Raw genomic sequence first — 16,562 nt, forward strand, 5'->3', positions numbered from 1 at the left:
TGTTCATTTGATTAAGCCAGCCTGCTTGATTGAATAATATGCATTGGTGCATGTCACAACCAAAATAGTAAGGAACAAGACGGAATAGTGGGGGCAGATCACATGGAGCCAAGGGGTTTAATGGGAGGTTTTTACCGCATCTCCGAATGGATTATGCGTTTATCGGTAATCAATGTATTATGGCTAATATGTTCAATTCCTTTTGTAATAATAGCTTTTGTTGGAATATTTCCGCCGAACGCTTCCGCTCTTGACGAAGCGGGCTTTATGGGACATGTAGTATCAGCCATGATTTTGCTGGCGATTGTCGCCCCATTCACGTTTTTTCCTGCTACTACCGCGATGTTTGTTGTTGCCCGAAAGTGGGTTATGGGAGAAACTGATGTCCCACTGTTTAAAACGTATTTCAAAGGTTACAAGGAAAATTATTTGCAAAGTATGATTGGCGGTTTATTTTACGCAATTCTGTTTGCCATTATGATTGTTGATTTTAGAGTATATCGAGATAAGTATAGCCTGATTTCTTACATTTTTATCGCGCTGCTTCTATTGCTCGTTATATCAATGTTCAACTTTTTTTCTATGCTTGTTCATTATCATATGAAAACGTTTCAATTATTGAAAAACGCCATTCTGATTACGATTGGTCGTCCAATACGCTCGTTCTCCTCTGCGGTAATGAGTGGTGCGGTCATCTATATCAGTACGCTTGTCACCTTTTTAATTCCGTTTTTTATGGGCAGCATTATCGCTTATCTGTCGTTCTGGAATTTCTACATGATTTACCAGAAGCTGCAGGAGCAGGCGGAGAAGGCAAGACTAGCTCAGGAGGCTCAAGAGGTCGAATTCTCAGAGCTTACAGACGGTGATTCGAGCTCGTCCAATAAATAAGCGTTTAGACATTTACAATTGTAAAGGTAACGTTTATAATAACAATACATCCTGCGATGTTCGTTTCGGCTTTACGTTGTTTTGAACCAATGGCTGTTTCTCGGGAGACCTAAATTGTTACGATGCTGACATGCCCTCTAAAGGGGACTTCAAATTCGTTTCTGCGGACACCCACCTTGCGAAAGCGAGGTTCAGAAACATGTAAGTCGGACGGCATAGGCGGGTTTTTATCTACACTCAAGAGACTCTGCTGCGCTAACACGCTCAGGGTTCTTTTTTTGTGTAACAAAACATGTTAATATAGATATTACATACAAAGATGCTGGAGGGGGAGATCGTTTTTGTTGAAGCGGACCGTAATCGGGCTGCTGCGCAGTCATGAACAAACAGGCGATAAAGCCAAAGACCCGATGCTCAAATCCCATTTTTACAAGTTGTCCAAGGAAAAGGCTTGGGAAGAAGTCGTATCTACGCTGAAGAAAATGCAGGGCTACAAGGTGCTGCATGAAGTGCAATCGGTTGGAGAGATTGTGCTGGAGAAGCGCACGGCTTTCGGCCGAACGATGGACATTACGGTGTCGGTCATTAGCGTGAATCCGGTAAATGCAGCCGTTGATATTTATTCGGCTTCCAGAGGCTCATTTGGCGACCTTGGCTCGAACTACCGGGTTATTCTTGAGCTTTATCGAACGCTGGACAAGAAGCTCTCTGCTTTTAAGACGACCGGAAACTCATAAAACGTACAAAAAGCGAGGAAGGTTTCCCTTCACTCGCTTTGTTTGTGCAGATAAAAGATTGTATACTGGATTATACGAGCGCTTTAGTTGCGTTAATCGCTGCTTCGTAGTTAGGGTGCTCTGTCATTTCTGCCAGGTACTCCACATATTGAATCGTATCATTGGCATCGATTACGAAGATCGAGCGCATATCCAGGCCGAATTCTTTAATGTAAACGCCATAGGCTTCGCCAAAGCTTTTTAGTTTGTAGTCTGACAGCAGCTCGACTTTATCAATGCCTGCAGCACCGCACCAGCGAGCTTGGGCGAATGGCAGGTCTGCGCTGATTGTAAGTACAGCAACGTTGTCGCCAAGTGTAGCAGCAGCTTCATTGAAGCGGCGAGTTTGAGCGTCGCATACGCCTGTATCAATAGAAGGAACAACGCTGATTAATTTGATTTTACCAGCATAATCTTTCAAGGATACGCTATCAACGAGTGTTTTGTTCACTTGAAAATCAGGAGCTTTATCGCCAGCTTTCAATTCTGGTCCGACTAGTGTAAGTGGATTGCCTTTAAATGCGGCAGCTCCAGCACGTTCTTGAGACATGAATAACGTCCTCCTCAAAGTTAAATGGTCAATACCCATTTATTATAATCGGAGTTCGGCAATATTGTCCAATTTTAGAGCGGGGGAATTCCTAATGATTTTTTTAAGATACGAAAGCTTTCGCGTTTATTTAAGATCTTATCCGGTGACTTCTGCGATAATCGCGTTAAATACGCTCTATTTTATATTTGTTGCTTTAAATGGCGGAACGACTAACGGAGAAAACTTGTACCGCTGGGGCGCCTTTTTAACTTTTCATGGAGATCCATACGGGCTGTTGGAGCCATGGCGCTATTTAACGTCCGTCTTTATGCATGGAGGCTTTCAGCACCTGCTTTTTAATATGTTTGCCCTGCTTGTGTTTGCACCGCCCTTGGAGCGTCTGCTGGGCTCTGTGAAGTATGGTGTTTTTTATTTGCTTTGCGGGCTGCTCGGCAATTTGTTCAGTGCGGTTGTTACGGTTATGACAGAAGGTGGCAATGGGGAGTTTGTCCATTTGTCAGTGGGAGCATCCGGTGCGATTTATGGCGTTTACGGGGCGTATCTATACTTGTCGCTGTTCCGTAAAGCTTGGCTGGATGATGGTTCGCGCAAAACCGTATATATGATTTTGGGAGCAGGTATCATTTATTCCATTATTTTGCCGACAATAGATTTATGGGCGCATGTTGGTGGCGGCCTTGCCGGCTTCCTCATGTACGGTTTATTCGATCGGGCAATGGTTCGCAGGCAGCGGATCGTCCGGAGATAATGTTTGGATAAGATAAGGAGAGATCATGGAACTTCGTCAGCTTTATTATTTCGTCAAGGTAGCGAGAAAAGAGCATGTGACACAGGCGGCGGAAGAATTGCATGTTGCTCAGTCTGCTGTGAGTCGTCAAATTCATCAATTGGAGGAAGAGCTTGGCGTAAAGCTTTTTTTACAAAAGGGCAGAAATTTGCAATTGACGCCTGTAGGTCATTTGTTTTTGAAGCGGGCTGAGGTCATATTGGCTGATTTGGACCGGGCTGTGGTTGAAATACATGAATTTCTTGACCCGGAAAAAGGGGAAATTCGGCTGGGCTTTCCGCATAGCCTCGGTGTATCCTTAATCCCGCAGGTTGTAGCTGCTTTTCGTAAGCATCATCCGAATGTGAAATTTCGCTTTCGGCAGGGGATGTATCCGTCGCTTATACGAGATATGGTAAAGGGTGAGATTGATCTTGCTTTCATTTCTCCTTTTCCGGATGAGCATGAGCATGTGTGCGGGCAGGTGCTGCTGACAGAGGAGCTTTATGCGATATTGCCGCCAGCACATGCTCTCGCTGGGGAGAGCTCGATTCGATTGAGCCAGCTCAAGGATGAGACGTTTGTATTGTTCAGCGAAGGATATTCGTTAAGGCCCATCGTATGGGAAGCGTGCCAGGAGGCAGGATTTACACCGAAAATCGGATTCGAGGGCGAGGAGACGGAGACGATCCGCGGGCTTGTCGCCGCTGGTATGGGTGTCAGTCTGCTGCCCGCAATGGCGCTTCATCATACAGGCATTTTACAGCCAGCTAAAGTGCGGGTGGAGCAGCCGCATGTGACTCGCAATATCGGCATCATTCATCGTTCTAATGAGAAGCTGTCGCTCGTTGCGAAGGTGTTCCATGGCTTTCTGCTGCATTACTTCGATGAGATGAAGCAAGAGGAATTAAAGTAAGAACCGCTATATGCAGAATGAAAAAGAACCGCTGCAAGTACCAGTTTTATTCTGGTCGTTGCAGCGGTTCTTTTTGTGTAAAAGGAAAGTGGGCCAGCCTAATGCTTTGGCTGGCCCACTCAGCTGTGTTGATCGTGTATTGCTCTGCAAGCAAGTTATTCCCGGTTCGATGATGTGAAGATCATAATATATTTTAAGAGCTCCAGCAGGGAGATAAGCGCGGCTGCTACGTAAGTTAGGGCGGCCGCGTTCAGAACTTTGGCAACTCCGCGTTCTTCCTCGTTCGTAATAAAGCCTTCGGCAATCATAATGTGGCGCGCTCGATTGCTTGCATTAAATTCAACGGGCAGTGTAATGACCTGAAAGGCTACTGCTACGGAGAAGAAGATGATGCCAAGACCAATCAGATTAGCCTGTTGAAATAAAAATCCGGCGATCAGCATGAATGGGGCGATGCCCGATGCAATGTTAACGACCGGAAAAATGCGATGGCGCAGCACCAGCATTGGATATTTCGCCTGATGCTGAATCGCATGGCCAACTTCATGGCAGGCAACGGACAAAGCGGATATGGAGTTTTCATAATAAACATGCTCTGAAAGTCGTACTTTGCGTGATATAGGATCATAATGATCGCTTAGCGTGCCCCGTACGGGTTCAATTTGTACATGCTGCAGCCCATGGGCATCCAGCATTTTGCGTGCGGCCTGATAGCCGGTTAGTCCGCTCATGGAGCGAACGGTAGACCAAGTTTTGAACGTTCCTTTAACCCGAAACTGCGCCCAAATCGATAAAGCGAAAGCGATCAGGATGAGGATGTCCATTTTGTGAAAAAACATAACGTCATTCCTCCAAATGATAAATTTGACTTTCCGATCAAGGGGCGAAGCTTTTATTGTATATCTCTACATAAAATTCCCCTTGTTTAGCAGCAGCATAAGCGCTTCTATACAAGCTGCCGTTTGCGGCATGATACGAGTGTAGAGCCTGTTGGCTTGGCGAGGCTTCATTTGCTTGATCACTGGCTCCAAGTCTTTAACCTCTCGTTCCAGCTCGCTTAGACGAAGCTGTAGATCGGTCAGCTTGCGCGATACCTGCTCTTCAGCAGTTACGCTATCCCATGCTGCTAGCGATTGTTTAATTTCTTCAAGCGTGTGCTTGCTTTGCTTCATTTGTTCAATACGTTTCAAGCGGATCAATGTTTCAGAATTATACAAACGGTAGTTCGTCGAAGAGCGTTCCGCCGGTTCAATAAGTCCCATTGAAGTATAATAGTCAATTGTTCGCGGACTGATGTTGGCCAGTTTGGCGAGTTCTCCAATTTTATAACGTTCAGCAGATTCCAATCCGTTCACCTTCTTTCCTCTATCTATATATGTCTATGTTTAATGATAATCGTAAAGTAACCATACAGTCAAACGTGTTACATAGATAGGTAAGCTAAGGGCAATTATGCCTAGGAAGCTGCTTCCTATATAGAAGATGAAAAGTACAAAGATTAAACCCCATCACGCTAAAAGCTGCCATGACCAGGCAAGTACTGTGAAAAAACTTAACATTAACCGCTTTCTTAAGGTCGAATGTTAGATTTTTTTCGAAAATAGAATAAAACGTATTGTCAAATGCGACTCTACTGACTATAATGACATTAAGTCTTTCCTAAAATGTTAGGAAACATAACGTATGGGGAGTGGTCGTAATGATTAGAAAGATGTTATTCACACTAGGGGCAATGTGCTTAGTATTCCCGGCAATGGCTTTTGCGAATGACCCATCCAATGCAACATTGAATATGGGTATCGACTCCTTATGGGTCATGGTAGCATTCGTGTTAGTTTTGCTCATGCAAGGCGGATTTATTCTTTTGGAAACAGGTTCGACCAGAATGAAAAATGCCGGCCATGTTGCAGGCAAAACGATTTTCACAGCTGGTCTAGCAGGTTTGGTTTATTGGGCGATCGGTTATGGTATTGCGTTCGGAACGGCTAATGCCGATGGCGGATCAAGCAGCTTTATCGGCTGGGGCGATTTCTTCTTTAATCCAGCTATTTCAAGTGTAAATGATGAGCTTCCAACAACTATTTTCTTCCTGTTCCAACTAGCTTTCGCAGCAGTATCGCTTTCCATCGCATGGGGCGGCTTTGCGGAACGTGCTAAATTGTCCTCATACCTTATTTTCACCGTTATCTACATTGCTGCGATCTATCCGGTAGTTGCTCACTGGATCTGGGGCGGCGGCTGGCTTGCAGCAGATGGTGCACAAGACTTTGCCGGTTCGACGGTCGTGCATTTATCCGGCGCATTGGCAGCTTTGGCAGCAACCATTCTACTTAAACCTCGTATTGGAAAGTTCAACAAAGATGGCTCTGCAAATGAAATTGCGGGACATAACCAAGTGTATACAGCACTATCGGTTTTGCTTCTGTGGGTCGGCTGGTTCGGCTTTAACGCAGGCAGCACGGTGAGCATTGGTGACGGCTTCTTCGGTTATGTTGCTTTTACAACGATGCTTGGAGCAGGTGCAGGTGCTGTTTCCTCGCTGCTGATTTCGTGGGCTGTAACAGGCAAAGCAGATATTACAACTACCCTTAACGGTACTCTTGCGGGTCTGGTTGCAATCACAGCTTCCTGTGCATTCGTTGATCCATGGGCAGCTGTCGTAATTGGTCTAGTAGCAGGTGTGCTTGTATTCTACAGCGCGAAGTTTTTCGAAAAAATGAAAATCGACGATCCGATTTATGCAATGTCGGTTCACGGTGCAGCTGGTATTTGGGGTACGCTGGCTAACGGTATTTTTGCAACACAAGCATTGGCTGACAAAGTGGGCGTAGGCCAAGGCGGCTTGCTTGATACAGGCAGCTGGAAACAATTATGGGTTCAATTCGAGAGTGTTGTTGTATGTGGCGCATTTGTTCTGGCAGCATCGTTCCTGGTACTTGGCATTATGAAGCTGGTAATGGGCTTCCGTGTAACAGAAGAGCAAGAAATTGTAGGTCTTGACCTCAGTGAGCATGGCGCTTATGGTTATCCTGAGCAAATGAAAAAAGCAGGTCAAAACCTGCAAGGTTAATAATATAAGGGCGATTCAAAGGGGAGAGACTCGGATGACGGACCCTGTGCATGTAAAGCTGCTGGAGCAGATAAGCTTGGCCGAAGAGGCCGGCACGCTGCGCAGCTTGCGGGATCAGGTACATGATCGGATGAAGGAAGCTCTCCTTGCAAGCCCTGTCGAACAGTTTAATGAACAATTGAATGAGATGCATGATACGGTGATCAGCCGGGCAATTGCACTCGCAGAAGCGGAAATGGCACGGATGGGGAAGGGTTCTCCTCCCGTGCCTTACGCCTATTTATTATTCGGCAGCGGAGGCAGGGAAGAGCAAACCTTGTCCAGCGATCAGGACAGCGGCATTGTTTATGAGTATGCGGCTGATGATGAGTCGGATGTGCAGCGCTATTTTTATGAATTGTCCGCACTCATTGTCAGTTATCTTCAAACGGCGGGATATCCTCCATGCGAGGGAGAAGTGCTTAGCAGTAATCCCCAGTGGTGCAAATCGCTGTCAGCATGGGAGGAGCAAATTAACTCGTGGTTTAAGGAGCCAAGCTGGGAGGCGGTCCGTTATTTGCTAATCATAGCGGATGGACGCTGCATTTTTGGAAGTCAGCTGCTTATGCGGCGATTCAAGGATATTTTTTTCACCGACATGCTGGCCACGCCGATTATTATTAGACGCATGCTTGAAAATACGATGCGCCACAAAATGCTGCTCGGCGTATTCGGCCATTTGCTGAAGGAGCAGTATGGAGAGGATGCAGGCAGTCTGGATATTAAATATGGCGCCTACATTCCGATGGTGAATGCCATTCGGCTGTTGTCGATCCAGCGAGGCATTCGCGAGTCTTCTACGATGGATCGCATGCGGAGGCTATTGGAAGAAAAGGAGCTCTCGGAGCAGGAAGCCAAGCAATGTGAGCAGGCTTTTCTCTTATTTCTCAGGCTCCGGCTGTTATCGATTGAAAGCTCGGAAAATGGCTGGTATGGCAACAATGGCAAAGTGGCTTCTCGCAAGCTTACTAAAGAGATGAAAGATGAATTAAAGAAAAGCTTGCGGTTCGGAAAGAAGCTGCAGCGCAAAGTGTATAAAACCACGATGGGAAGGCTTGTGTAAGGCGGTGGATGGAGACTATGAAGGAACCTAAAGGCGTGGGACGGATGTGGAGCTTATATAAAATGGGCGGCTTTACGCCGGCCATAGCCTCTATGCTGGGATCGCAAAATGCCCAGCAAATGGCTTTTATTCGCTCTGTCAACAAAGAGCAGCGCAAGCAATCCCCGCTTGACATGCTGCTTAGGGAAATGGAATTTATTGTGTTTGACTTGGAGACAACGGGATTTTACCCGTCAAATGGCGATGAAATTATTTCCTTTGGCGCCGTATTAATGCGTGGGAGCGAAATTTATTCGTCGGAAACGTTCTACAGCCTCGTTAATCCGAAGCGCCGTATTCCCCGGGCTATTGTGGAGCTGACAGGCATTACGAATGAAATGGTAGAGGATGCCCCCGATTTGATGCAGGTGCTGCATGATTTCATGGAGTTTGTCGGCAAGCGGCCGCTCGTTGCCCATGCTTCCGGCCATGATAAGCAATTTCTCAACGCTGCGTTATGGCGAACGTCGAAAGTGAACTTAAACCATCGCGTATTGGATACGATGATGGTTGCCAAGTGGCTGGAGCCTAAGCGTGATAGCTATGCGCTGGATGATTTGCTGGAAGACAGCGGCATTACGATTACACAGCGGCATCACGCGCTGGAGGATTCTTTAATGACGGCAGAATTGTGGCAGTCGTATTTGCGGCGTATTTTTGAGCGGAATATAAATACGCTCGGCGACCTGTATGCTTATCTCAGTCAGCGATAGCCCATTGCGCTGGCTGGAAGCATCCGTTCATGTAGCAATAAGCCTGTATTTCAGGCTGCAAAGGCTGCTGCAAAGAAATAATCCAATAAGACAACAATAAATCATCCGTATGGATGCCCAGCTCATCCGCAGTTGAAGGATGAGGGGGTGAAGTTGGATGAGAGTGGAAGAAGCCGAGCAGCGATTGCCGGCTTTTTTGCATGCGGTAATAAGTCTTTACCCAATCGTCTGGAGCGAAAGCAAAGGCGGCCGAAGGGGACGGATGGACGTTGGCAATAGCAGTCACGTCGATTATTTTGCCGATGTTTTGTTCACCTGTCAATATGCCGCAGGCTTCCCTAGGAAGTGCTTCAAGGCATGAGGCAATGAGCCGATCATAAGCCTGAGTTGTTATATGTAGTAGTTGCGACTTCACGCAAATGCCCTCCCGTCAATCCTATATCGTATATCGAATAGGTATGATTTGATTTATTTTAACCCAAAATAAAAGGGGAAAACACGGCAGATATGACGGTTTAATGAAGGAAGAGGCGTTTTTGTTGAGCTTATCTTGCCGGCCGTGTTACGATGGAAGCAGGTAAAAGCATGAAATTGGCAGGAGGATTTTGGAAAATGAAGAAGGCGTCCGCATGGTTTATAGTCGCTTTTGTGCTGGCTGGCTTGGCTATTTCGCAATATATGGAGAAAGACAGCGCAATTATTTCTGCTTCCGGGGATTTTAAGCCGAAAGCGGGATATGCTGCCCAGCAATTCGAGCTTCAGGCGTTGGATGAGCAGATGTACAAAGTCGGGGGAGAGCAGGGCAAGCTTAGCTTTGTGAATTTTTGGGCGTCATGGTGTGGTCCCTGTGAGCTGGAGGCGCCGGATTTGCAGGAGCTTCATGAGAAGTATGGGGATAAAATCGCAATGTATGGCGTGAATTCTACCAAGTTTGATAAAGAGCGCGCAGCAAGGCAATTCGCCCTGGATCATGAATTCACATTTACCATCCTAATGGATCGCGAGGGAGATGTCACGAAGGAGTATAAAGTGAATACTTTTCCAACGACATTTCTAATTGATTCCAAAGGTGTAATTCGGGAAAGAATCAATGGCGTCATTCCGCTATCGGAGTGGGATCGTCTCATTGAAAAATATTCATAAGCAATTAAGGGAGCCTGCAAGATCGTGAATACTGAACAGAAGAAATTATGGCTCCACCCTTATGTATGGCTGCTTATTGCTGTTTTGGCTGTAGCGATATCGTCGATTATTATTAAGTTTTCGAGTGCTCCTTCCTCGGTGGCAGGTATGTACCGGCTGTTCATTACCGTCGTTATTATGCTGCCGCTTATACCGTGGAAGGCGTTTCGGACGATTCGTTTAACCCGCAAGGAGTGGATGATTTTAAGTTGTGCCGGCTTTTTTCTCGGCCTGCATTTTTTGCTTTGGATGGAATCGCTGAAATTTACGTCTGTTGCAAGCTCCATGGTATTTATTACGCTGCAGCCCATCTTTGTGATGCTAGGCTCGTTTCTTCTATTTAAAGAGCGTCAGGCGATAGCGGGCAGCCTTTGTATGGCTGTAGCGGTACTAGGTTCCATCATTATCGCATGGGGCGATATCGGGGTGTCGCGTGAGGCATTATTCGGCGATTTATTGTCCTTGCTTGGAACGATGGCGGTTGCTGTGTATATGATAGCTGGGCAAAAGATCAGCGGCAGGCTGCCTTCAAATCTGTATAGCTTGATCGTATTTTTGATTGCAGGAATAGTCATGTTCATTTACAATCTCGTCAATCAAATTGCTTTGACGGGGTATGCTGCGCAGGAATGGATGTATTTCGTCTTGCTGGCGATTATTCCGACTATATTCGGACATTTGGTGTTTAATATGCTGTTGAAGCATATTGGGGCTACGAACGTTTCAATGGCGATTATCGGCGAGCCGGTGTTAGCAATGATATTAGCTTATTTTCTGCTTAATGAATATTTAGGCACCGCGCAGTTGATTGGCAGCTTTTTGACGATTGCCAGTATGGGCGTGTTTTTCCGGCTGAAAGCTCGGCAAACGGCGGTTCGCGCTGAAGTAGGCGCATAAGAAATGCCTTAAGCGAAGCTGCCTGAAAAATAGCATTCCGAGCATTCAGACCGTTTATTACTGCACGAAAAAGGGCATTCCTGCAAGCCAGTTGTTACTTATGGCTTGAGGAATGCCCTTTATTATCGTTACAGTTGCCTATTATGCGCTGATTTAATGGTTTACTAATCCATGCTGCTCGGTTACAGGGGCATCAATAGCATCGGGTTTGCCCATGTTGAGCAGGGCGTAGCGAATGCCGTCAACCAACGCTTCCCAGCTTGCTTCGATTACATTGTTGGAAACACCTACGGTGCTCCACGTGTTGTCGATGCTGGTAGACTCTACAAGCACGCGCACTTTAGCGGCTGTAGCGTCTTTCTCGTCGATTACGCGAACTTTGTAGTCGGACAAATGAATTTGCTTGATTTTTGGATAAAACTGTACGAGCGCTTTTCTTAGGGCGTTATCGAGTGCGTTAACAGGGCCGTTGCCCTCAGCAGCGGTATAAACCTGCTCACCGCCAACGTTCAGCTTGACGATCGCCTCCGTGCGGAGCGCGCCTTGCGAGTTTTCCACCAGCATTTTAAAGGACTCGACTGTGAAAATTTCTTCGACCTCGCCAAAAGCTTCTCTAAGCAGCAGCTCAAGCGATGCATCAGCACCTTCAAATTGATAGCCTTGATGCTCCAAGTCTTTAATCCGCTCCATAATTTGCTTTGTTTTGTCGTTGTTGGCGTTCACATCGAGGCCAAGCTCCTGGGCCTTGGAGATGATGTTGCTTTGGCCTGCCAGCTCGGAGACGAGAATGCGCTGTTTGTTGCCAACGAGTTCTGGCGCGATATGCTCATAGGTTTTGGAATCCTTCATAATCGCCGAGACGTGGATGCCGCCTTTATGGGCGAAAGCTGCATTGCCGACATAAGGCTGGCCGACAGGCATATGAACGTTGGCAATCTCACTGACAAAACGTGCGGTTCCTGTTAGCAAGCTCAGCTTGTCATCCGGCAAACAGTTATATCCCATTTTAAGCTGCAAATTTGGAATAATCGAACAAAGATTGGCATTGCCGCAGCGTTCGCCATATCCATTGATCGTTCCTTGGATTTGACGGGCTCCGGCTTGCACGGCAGCAAGCGAGTTGGCAACCGCCAGCTCACAGTCGTTGTGCGTATGAATGCCGATAGGAGCATTCAGCTCGGCGCGAACGCGCGACACGATTTCGTGAATTTCGCCCGGCAGCGTGCCGCCATTCGTATCACAAAGCACGAGCCAATCCGTTCCTGCTTCCTGTGCCTTGCGCAGCACCGCCAGTGCGTATTCCGGGTTATGCTTGTAGCCATCGAAGAAATGCTCCGCATCAAACATCGCTTCAATCCCGTTATGCTTGAGGAAAGCAAGCGAGTCGTAGACCATGGCTATGTTTTCTTCGAGTGTCGTTTGCAGAGCGGTGTGTACGTGAAAATCCCATGACTTTCCGACAAGCGTTGCTGCAGGAACGCCGGATTCTTTAATTCTGAGCAAATTAGCATCTTGATGAGCCAGACTGAACTTGCGTCTAGTGCTGCCGAATGCCGTAATCTTCGCTTGTAAATTATAGGCTTTAATGCGCTCAAAAAACTCAATATCTTTGCTATTGCTTCCCGGGTTGCCGCCCTCAATATAATGAACACCTAGTGCATCAAGCTTCAAAGCGATCTTCAGCTTGTCCTCCGCTGATAGGCTTATGCCTTCTCCTTGCGTACCATCACGCAGCGTCGTGTCAAAAATAGTTAAATTCATTGTCATGGCCAGAAGGCCTCCTTCTTCACTGATAGCCTTTACAATTATAATGAATTATTATAACACTAGTTGACTGGAATGTAGAGAGCAGCCCTTACTTTTTTTAAATATAAGAATGTATAAGTTTCACTCTCGAAACGGTAGCCTTGCCGCCAGAGGACGGCGAAAAGCCGTTTATGCTTGTGACTTTTGCGGTTCTCAGCTGTTCAATTGACTTGCTACAGCGGCAGCGGTATGCTGATAAGTACAAATAAACAACGGTGGAGACATTGCGTTCAGGCGGATCTCCTCGCAGGTGGTGGAACCTTACAATGACGAATACGAATGAGCATTATCCGGCGAAGGGCCGCGTCATTTTGCATCTGGATATGAATGCCTTCTACTGCTCTGTCCATGAGGCGGAGGAGCCGGATAAATATAAAAATAAACCAACAGCCGTTGCTGGCAGCGTGGAGCTGCGCAAGGGCATTATCGTCACCTGCTCATACACTGCCAGAAAGCTTGGGGTCAAGACGGGCATGACGGTGCGGGAGGGGCTTAGACGTTGTCCTGAACTCATCCTTATTCAGCCGGACTTCCATTTATACCGCAAATATTCACGAGGTTTCATGACGCTTGCCAGAAGCTATACAGATTTGGTGGAAGCTGTTTCTATAGATGAATGTTATATGGACATAACCGGATCAAAAATATTCGGAACGCCGCTGGAAATTGCCAGCGTTTTGCAGGAGCGTATCCGTACGGAATGGCAGCTGCCCAGCTCCATTGGCATAGCCCCGAATAAGCTGCTGGCGAAGATGGCCTCGGATATGAAAAAACCAAATGGGATGACGGTGCTGCGGCTGCGGGATGTGCCCGAGCTGCTATGGGACAAGCCGTGCGGCGATCTATTCGGCATTGGGAAAAAGACGGCAGACAAGCTGGCTCGGCTCAATATTCGCACAATTGGACAGCTTGCCCAGACGGATGAACGGCTGCTCATTAAGCAGTTTGGCGTCGTTGGAGCGTGGATGAAAGGGGCAGCGAATGGCATTGACCACTCTCCTGTGAATGGAGAGCGGGAAGTGAACAAGTCGATCGGCCATACGACGACGCTGCCGAAGGATTTTATCGCAAGGGAAGATATTCACCGTGTTCTGCTTAATTTATCGGATCAGACAGCACGGCGGCTCAGACGGCAAAAACTGATGGCGCTTACGGTGCAAATTACGGTTCGCAGGCCGGATATGACGACCATCACCCGTTCGAATACGTTTCGCTCGCCAACGCATGCGATGGAAGATATTTTTCAGGAAGCGTGCCGCTTGTTCGACAAGCATTGGCCGGAGGGAGAGCCGGTGAGGCTGCTGGGAGTTACGCTGCAAAATTTGTCGCCTGAGGTGGATACAGCGGTCCAGCTGGATTTGTTCAATTATGAGGAGCAGCCGCGTAAGGAAGCGCTGACAAAGGCGATGGACTTGCTGCGGGACAAGTTTGGCGAGGATGCGGTGCTAACGGCGGGGATGCTCAGCGATGATCCTTCCGCACTTATTCGCAATAAGCGGTTGCGGGGCACTTCGCTGCAAAAGGAAGATTTTTAATCGCAGTGTCAGGTTGCCAAAGGCTGAATGATGGTATATATTGATGAATGAAGCTTTATTATTATGATGTCATTAACGGAAGACAAGCTATATAGCGGCATTATTCCGTCACTTTATGGGAGGTATTTTGAATGGCTAAGTACACTTGGGTAGAAAAGGATACTTGTATTGCATGCGGCGCATGCGGCGCAACGGCTCCTGACATTTATGATTACGATGATGAAGGTCTGGCAGAGGTGATTTTCGGCAACGACGGCAATAAAGGCTGTGTTGCAATCTCGGAAGATCTTTATGACGATATGCAAGATGCAGTAGACGGCTGCCCGACGGATTCGATTAAAATCGCGGACGCGCCTTTCAACTAAACCCAGCTTAAACTTAAACTCCCCAACTATGCAGAAGTTGCACTGCGTAGTTCGGGAGTTTTTTTGTGTGCGAAGAGGGCTTTAAATAGAAGGTCGGCAAAGCCGTTTGCACTTGAAATAGAAGGAAGGATAAGGCTGCCGCGTATCATTATGCTTCTATTTCTACGCGAAACGAGCTTTTGCCACCGAAGGATGGCAAAGCCGTTTACGCTTTAAATAGAAGAATGGATAAGGCCTGCACATATCCATAATGCTTCTATTTCTACGTGAAACGGGCTTTTGCCACCGAAGGTCGGCAAAGCCGTTTGCACTAGAGTCAAAAAAAAGGTAAATGTTGCCGATATAGTGTTATTGGACTTTGAGGGGGGTTAATGATGGAGCAATTAGAGGATAACCTCTATCTAAAGCAATATGTTAGAAATCATCCTGACAATAAAATGGCGTGGTATTTGCTGGGCAAGCAATATTTACAGCTGGATAAAACGGCGAAAGCGAATTATTGCTTCATTCAAGCAGGAGAAATTTACGAGGCGTTTGAGCGCAAGCCGCATCCGCTGGCCGAAAGCCCGCAGGAAATGCTGGAGGAATGGAATCGCCAGCAGCGTAAAAAACGGACGATTCGCCGCGCGATTATGGGAGCGATTTCGCTTGTGCTGCTGCTAATGGTTATGCCTTCAAACGCAAGCCAGCTGGCTGATCTCGCTGCGGCAGAAGCGAATGCTATTATCGATGCACCCATTGATCCAACCTTCGGCGTTGTGTTGACGGACAAGGGTGAGCGCAATCCAATTGGAAGCGCTTGGGAAGAGCTGCTGTCCTGGTCCAAGCGGCCGTCTGAAGCGGCTGTAGTCAAGCTGGAAGAGCAGGAAGGCTGGCGTAAATGGACAGGCAATCACAAGCTGCTGATGTCGGTGGAGCAGCAGTCCGATTATGTACCGATGGAAGTTAAGATGCTTGATGGCGGAGTATGCAGCTGCAAGCCGGCTGATGCTTCTACGGTGAAAACGAAGTTCATGGCTTGGAGCGAGCAACAGGAGGTTCGTTGGACGCTTGCCAGCGCCATCTATCAGTACAAGCGGATGAACGAGAAGTGGCCGGAAAAGCTTGATGATCTCATTAAGCCCTATCCCAACAATGTTTTGGCTGGTGACGCATCTGGCATGAAGGAGATGTTTAAGCCGCTAGTTGCTGCAATGAAAACGGATCAGTCAGGGACGAAACCGCCTGCGCAGCAGCAAAAAGATGAGGATGAAAAGCCGCAGACTGATTCAAGTCAACGTCAATCGAAGTTTTTGCAAAGCAATTCGGATCAACTAGCCGGCGGAGTGGATGAAACCTGGCGCAAGCCGCTCGAAATCGTCGTTGATAAGTCAACGCACAGGCTTGCGGTTGTAAGTGGCGACATTATCGTCCGCAGCTTTAAGGTGGGGCTTGGCGGGGATAAAACGCCAGAAGGCAGCTTTTATATTAGCGAGAAAGTGAAAAATCCAAATGGGCGCGATAATGGCCAGTTCGGCAGCCGGGGGATGACGCTTTCCAGTACGCTTTATGCCATCCATGGCACGGATGAGCCGGATAGCCTCGGTCAGGACGAATCGCTTGGATGCATTCGGATGGGGAAGCAGGATGTAGAGGAGCTGTTTGATCTGGTACCGATGGGGACGGTCGTAAAAATTAAAAACGGGACTCTGCCGTCCGAAATTTCGGAATCCAAGGAGCGCTTCAAGCTGAATCCGAGTCAGGACGAGACGAATCCCGGTAAAGTGTATCACTGGCTGGGCTGATTAACCGCTAACCAACAACAAGACGGTGACGGCGACAATGACAACTCCAACAGCAGCACCTATCCAGACGAGTGCTTTCTTATTAACTTCCTCTGGCGCTTTTGCTTTCACTGTGGGTGGTTTGCGTTTGGGTGAACTCATGGCAATCAACCTCTTTCTAATAAGTA

Annotated in this window: 18 protein-coding genes and 1 other RNA gene; 13 read left to right on the forward strand and 6 right to left on the reverse strand. The window is 47.4% G+C overall.

Annotated elements, in window-relative coordinates; all coding sequences use genetic code 11:
- The first annotated feature begins 153 nt into the window (after nt 1-153).
- The 3 genes from AC6B99_RS19665 to AC6B99_RS19675 all read left to right on the forward strand — a co-directional run bounded on the left by AC6B99_RS19665 (nt 154) and on the right by AC6B99_RS19675 (nt 1,628).
- On the forward strand, nt 154-891 hold the full coding sequence (locus tag AC6B99_RS19665; protein WP_496664073.1) for a YesL family protein: 738 nt from the start codon (nt 154-156) through the stop codon (nt 889-891).
- 45 nt (nt 892-936) lie between these two features.
- Nucleotides 937-1,121: non-coding RNA, 6S RNA (ssrS, locus tag AC6B99_RS19670), on the forward strand.
- 111 nt (nt 1,122-1,232) lie between these two features.
- Nucleotides 1,233-1,628, forward strand: a complete 396-nt coding sequence (locus tag AC6B99_RS19675; protein WP_056029495.1) for a DUF1499 domain-containing protein — start codon at nt 1,233-1,235, stop codon at nt 1,626-1,628.
- A gap of 70 nt (nt 1,629-1,698) precedes the next feature.
- Here the strand turns inward: AC6B99_RS19675 and tpx are convergent, their stop codons facing one another.
- Nucleotides 1,699-2,217 carry a thiol peroxidase gene (tpx, locus tag AC6B99_RS19680; protein ID WP_056029492.1) on the reverse strand — a complete coding sequence of 173 codons (519 nt, stop codon included), beginning with the start codon at nt 2,215-2,217 and terminating at the stop codon, nt 1,699-1,701.
- A 94-nt stretch (nt 2,218-2,311) separates the two neighbouring features.
- Here tpx and AC6B99_RS19685 point away from each other — a divergent pair, with 94 nt between their 5' ends.
- Both AC6B99_RS19685 and gltC read left to right on the forward strand, forming a co-directional pair.
- Entirely contained in the window at nt 2,312-2,968 is a 657-nt protein-coding gene (locus AC6B99_RS19685) for a rhomboid family intramembrane serine protease (protein WP_496664042.1), read from the forward strand.
- A gap of 25 nt (nt 2,969-2,993) precedes the next feature.
- Complete coding sequence (gltC, locus tag AC6B99_RS19690; protein WP_494858312.1) at nt 2,994-3,902, forward strand: glutamate biosynthesis transcriptional regulator GltC; 909 nt, start codon at nt 2,994-2,996, stop codon at nt 3,900-3,902.
- Between the two features lie 155 nt (nt 3,903-4,057).
- Here gltC and AC6B99_RS19695 read toward each other — a convergent pair whose 3' ends face one another.
- Both AC6B99_RS19695 and AC6B99_RS19700 read right to left on the reverse strand, forming a co-directional pair.
- Nucleotides 4,058-4,741, reverse strand: a complete 684-nt coding sequence (locus AC6B99_RS19695; protein WP_056029483.1) for a zinc metallopeptidase — start codon at nt 4,739-4,741, stop codon at nt 4,058-4,060.
- Between the two features lie 66 nt (nt 4,742-4,807).
- The gene (locus AC6B99_RS19700; protein ID WP_442952490.1) at nt 4,808-5,257 is read right to left on the reverse strand and encodes a MerR family transcriptional regulator; all 450 of its coding nucleotides are present in this window, start codon (nt 5,255-5,257) and stop codon (nt 4,808-4,810) included.
- Between the two features lie 344 nt (nt 5,258-5,601).
- Between AC6B99_RS19700 and AC6B99_RS19705 the strand changes: the two genes are divergently transcribed.
- The 3 genes from AC6B99_RS19705 to AC6B99_RS19715 are packed head-to-tail and all read left to right on the forward strand — an operon-like array spanning nt 5,602 to nt 8,826.
- Complete coding sequence (locus AC6B99_RS19705; RefSeq protein WP_056029477.1) at nt 5,602-6,972, forward strand: ammonium transporter; 1,371 nt, start codon at nt 5,602-5,604, stop codon at nt 6,970-6,972.
- Nucleotides 6,973-7,006: 34 nt separating this feature from the next.
- Entirely contained in the window at nt 7,007-8,074 is a 1,068-nt protein-coding gene (locus tag AC6B99_RS19710) for a DUF294 nucleotidyltransferase-like domain-containing protein (RefSeq protein ID WP_496664043.1), read from the forward strand.
- 17 nt (nt 8,075-8,091) lie between these two features.
- Nucleotides 8,092-8,826 (forward strand): 3'-5' exonuclease, encoded by a 735-nt coding sequence (locus tag AC6B99_RS19715; protein WP_099519672.1) that lies wholly within the window; start codon nt 8,092-8,094, stop codon nt 8,824-8,826.
- On the opposite strand, the gene AC6B99_RS19720 is transcribed toward AC6B99_RS19715, so the two are convergent.
- Nucleotides 8,813-9,241 (reverse strand): M67 family metallopeptidase, encoded by a 429-nt coding sequence (locus AC6B99_RS19720; RefSeq protein WP_496664044.1) that lies wholly within the window; start codon nt 9,239-9,241, stop codon nt 8,813-8,815. The two genes, AC6B99_RS19715 and AC6B99_RS19720, sit on opposite strands and share 14 nt — an antisense overlap.
- 197 nt (nt 9,242-9,438) lie before the next feature.
- Between AC6B99_RS19720 and AC6B99_RS19725 the strand changes: the two genes are divergently transcribed.
- Together AC6B99_RS19725 and AC6B99_RS19730 are read left to right on the forward strand one after the other, a co-directional pair.
- On the forward strand, nt 9,439-9,969 hold the full coding sequence (locus AC6B99_RS19725; protein ID WP_056029464.1) for a TlpA family protein disulfide reductase: 531 nt from the start codon (nt 9,439-9,441) through the stop codon (nt 9,967-9,969).
- Between the two features lie 24 nt (nt 9,970-9,993).
- Complete coding sequence (locus AC6B99_RS19730; protein ID WP_494858324.1) at nt 9,994-10,905, forward strand: EamA family transporter; 912 nt, start codon at nt 9,994-9,996, stop codon at nt 10,903-10,905.
- 153 nt (nt 10,906-11,058) lie between these two features.
- Here AC6B99_RS19730 and cimA read toward each other — a convergent pair whose 3' ends face one another.
- The gene (cimA, locus tag AC6B99_RS19735; RefSeq protein ID WP_494858326.1) at nt 11,059-12,672 is read right to left on the reverse strand and encodes a citramalate synthase; all 1,614 of its coding nucleotides are present in this window, start codon (nt 12,670-12,672) and stop codon (nt 11,059-11,061) included.
- A 305-nt stretch (nt 12,673-12,977) separates the two neighbouring features.
- Between cimA and AC6B99_RS19740 the strand changes: the two genes are divergently transcribed.
- The 3 genes from AC6B99_RS19740 to AC6B99_RS19750 all read left to right on the forward strand — a co-directional run bounded on the left by AC6B99_RS19740 (nt 12,978) and on the right by AC6B99_RS19750 (nt 16,395).
- On the forward strand, nt 12,978-14,246 hold the full coding sequence (locus AC6B99_RS19740) for a DNA polymerase IV (protein WP_056029456.1): 1,269 nt from the start codon (nt 12,978-12,980) through the stop codon (nt 14,244-14,246).
- A 131-nt stretch (nt 14,247-14,377) separates the two neighbouring features.
- Nucleotides 14,378-14,611 carry a ferredoxin gene (locus tag AC6B99_RS19745; RefSeq protein WP_046229957.1) on the forward strand — a complete coding sequence of 78 codons (234 nt, stop codon included), beginning with the start codon at nt 14,378-14,380 and terminating at the stop codon, nt 14,609-14,611.
- Between the two features lie 371 nt (nt 14,612-14,982).
- Nucleotides 14,983-16,395: a L,D-transpeptidase gene (locus tag AC6B99_RS19750; protein ID WP_496664045.1), complete on the forward strand. Its 1,413-nt coding sequence runs from the start codon at nt 14,983-14,985 to the stop codon at nt 16,393-16,395.
- Here the strand turns inward: AC6B99_RS19750 and AC6B99_RS19755 are convergent, their stop codons facing one another.
- Complete coding sequence (locus tag AC6B99_RS19755) at nt 16,396-16,536, reverse strand: hypothetical protein (RefSeq protein ID WP_172455573.1); 141 nt, start codon at nt 16,534-16,536, stop codon at nt 16,396-16,398.
- Nucleotides 16,537-16,562 lie beyond the last annotated feature (26 nt).

The organism is Paenibacillus liaoningensis, from assembly GCF_059609455.1.

Coding starts and splice junctions, on each gene's coding strand:
- AC6B99_RS19665 (WP_496664073.1), top strand. CDS start 154: ATGCGTTTATCGGTAATCAATGTATTATGGCTAATATGTTCAATTCCT.
- tpx (WP_056029492.1), bottom strand. CDS start 2,217: ATGTCTCAAGAACGTGCTGGAGCTGCCGCATTTAAAGGCAATCCACTT.
- AC6B99_RS19685 (WP_496664042.1), top strand. CDS start 2,312: ATGATTTTTTTAAGATACGAAAGCTTTCGCGTTTATTTAAGATCTTAT.
- gltC (WP_494858312.1), top strand. CDS start 2,994: ATGGAACTTCGTCAGCTTTATTATTTCGTCAAGGTAGCGAGAAAAGAG.
- AC6B99_RS19695 (WP_056029483.1), bottom strand. CDS start 4,741: ATGTTTTTTCACAAAATGGACATCCTCATCCTGATCGCTTTCGCTTTA.
- AC6B99_RS19705 (WP_056029477.1), top strand. CDS start 5,602: ATGATTAGAAAGATGTTATTCACACTAGGGGCAATGTGCTTAGTATTC.
- AC6B99_RS19710 (WP_496664043.1), top strand. CDS start 7,007: ATGACGGACCCTGTGCATGTAAAGCTGCTGGAGCAGATAAGCTTGGCC.
- AC6B99_RS19715 (WP_099519672.1), top strand. CDS start 8,092: ATGAAGGAACCTAAAGGCGTGGGACGGATGTGGAGCTTATATAAAATG.
- AC6B99_RS19725 (WP_056029464.1), top strand. CDS start 9,439: ATGAAGAAGGCGTCCGCATGGTTTATAGTCGCTTTTGTGCTGGCTGGC.
- cimA (WP_494858326.1), bottom strand. CDS start 12,672: ATGACAATGAATTTAACTATTTTTGACACGACGCTGCGTGATGGTACG.
- AC6B99_RS19740 (WP_056029456.1), top strand. CDS start 12,978: ATGACGAATACGAATGAGCATTATCCGGCGAAGGGCCGCGTCATTTTG.
- AC6B99_RS19745 (WP_046229957.1), top strand. CDS start 14,378: ATGGCTAAGTACACTTGGGTAGAAAAGGATACTTGTATTGCATGCGGC.
- AC6B99_RS19750 (WP_496664045.1), top strand. CDS start 14,983: ATGATGGAGCAATTAGAGGATAACCTCTATCTAAAGCAATATGTTAGA.
- AC6B99_RS19755 (WP_172455573.1), bottom strand. CDS start 16,536: ATGAGTTCACCCAAACGCAAACCACCCACAGTGAAAGCAAAAGCGCCA.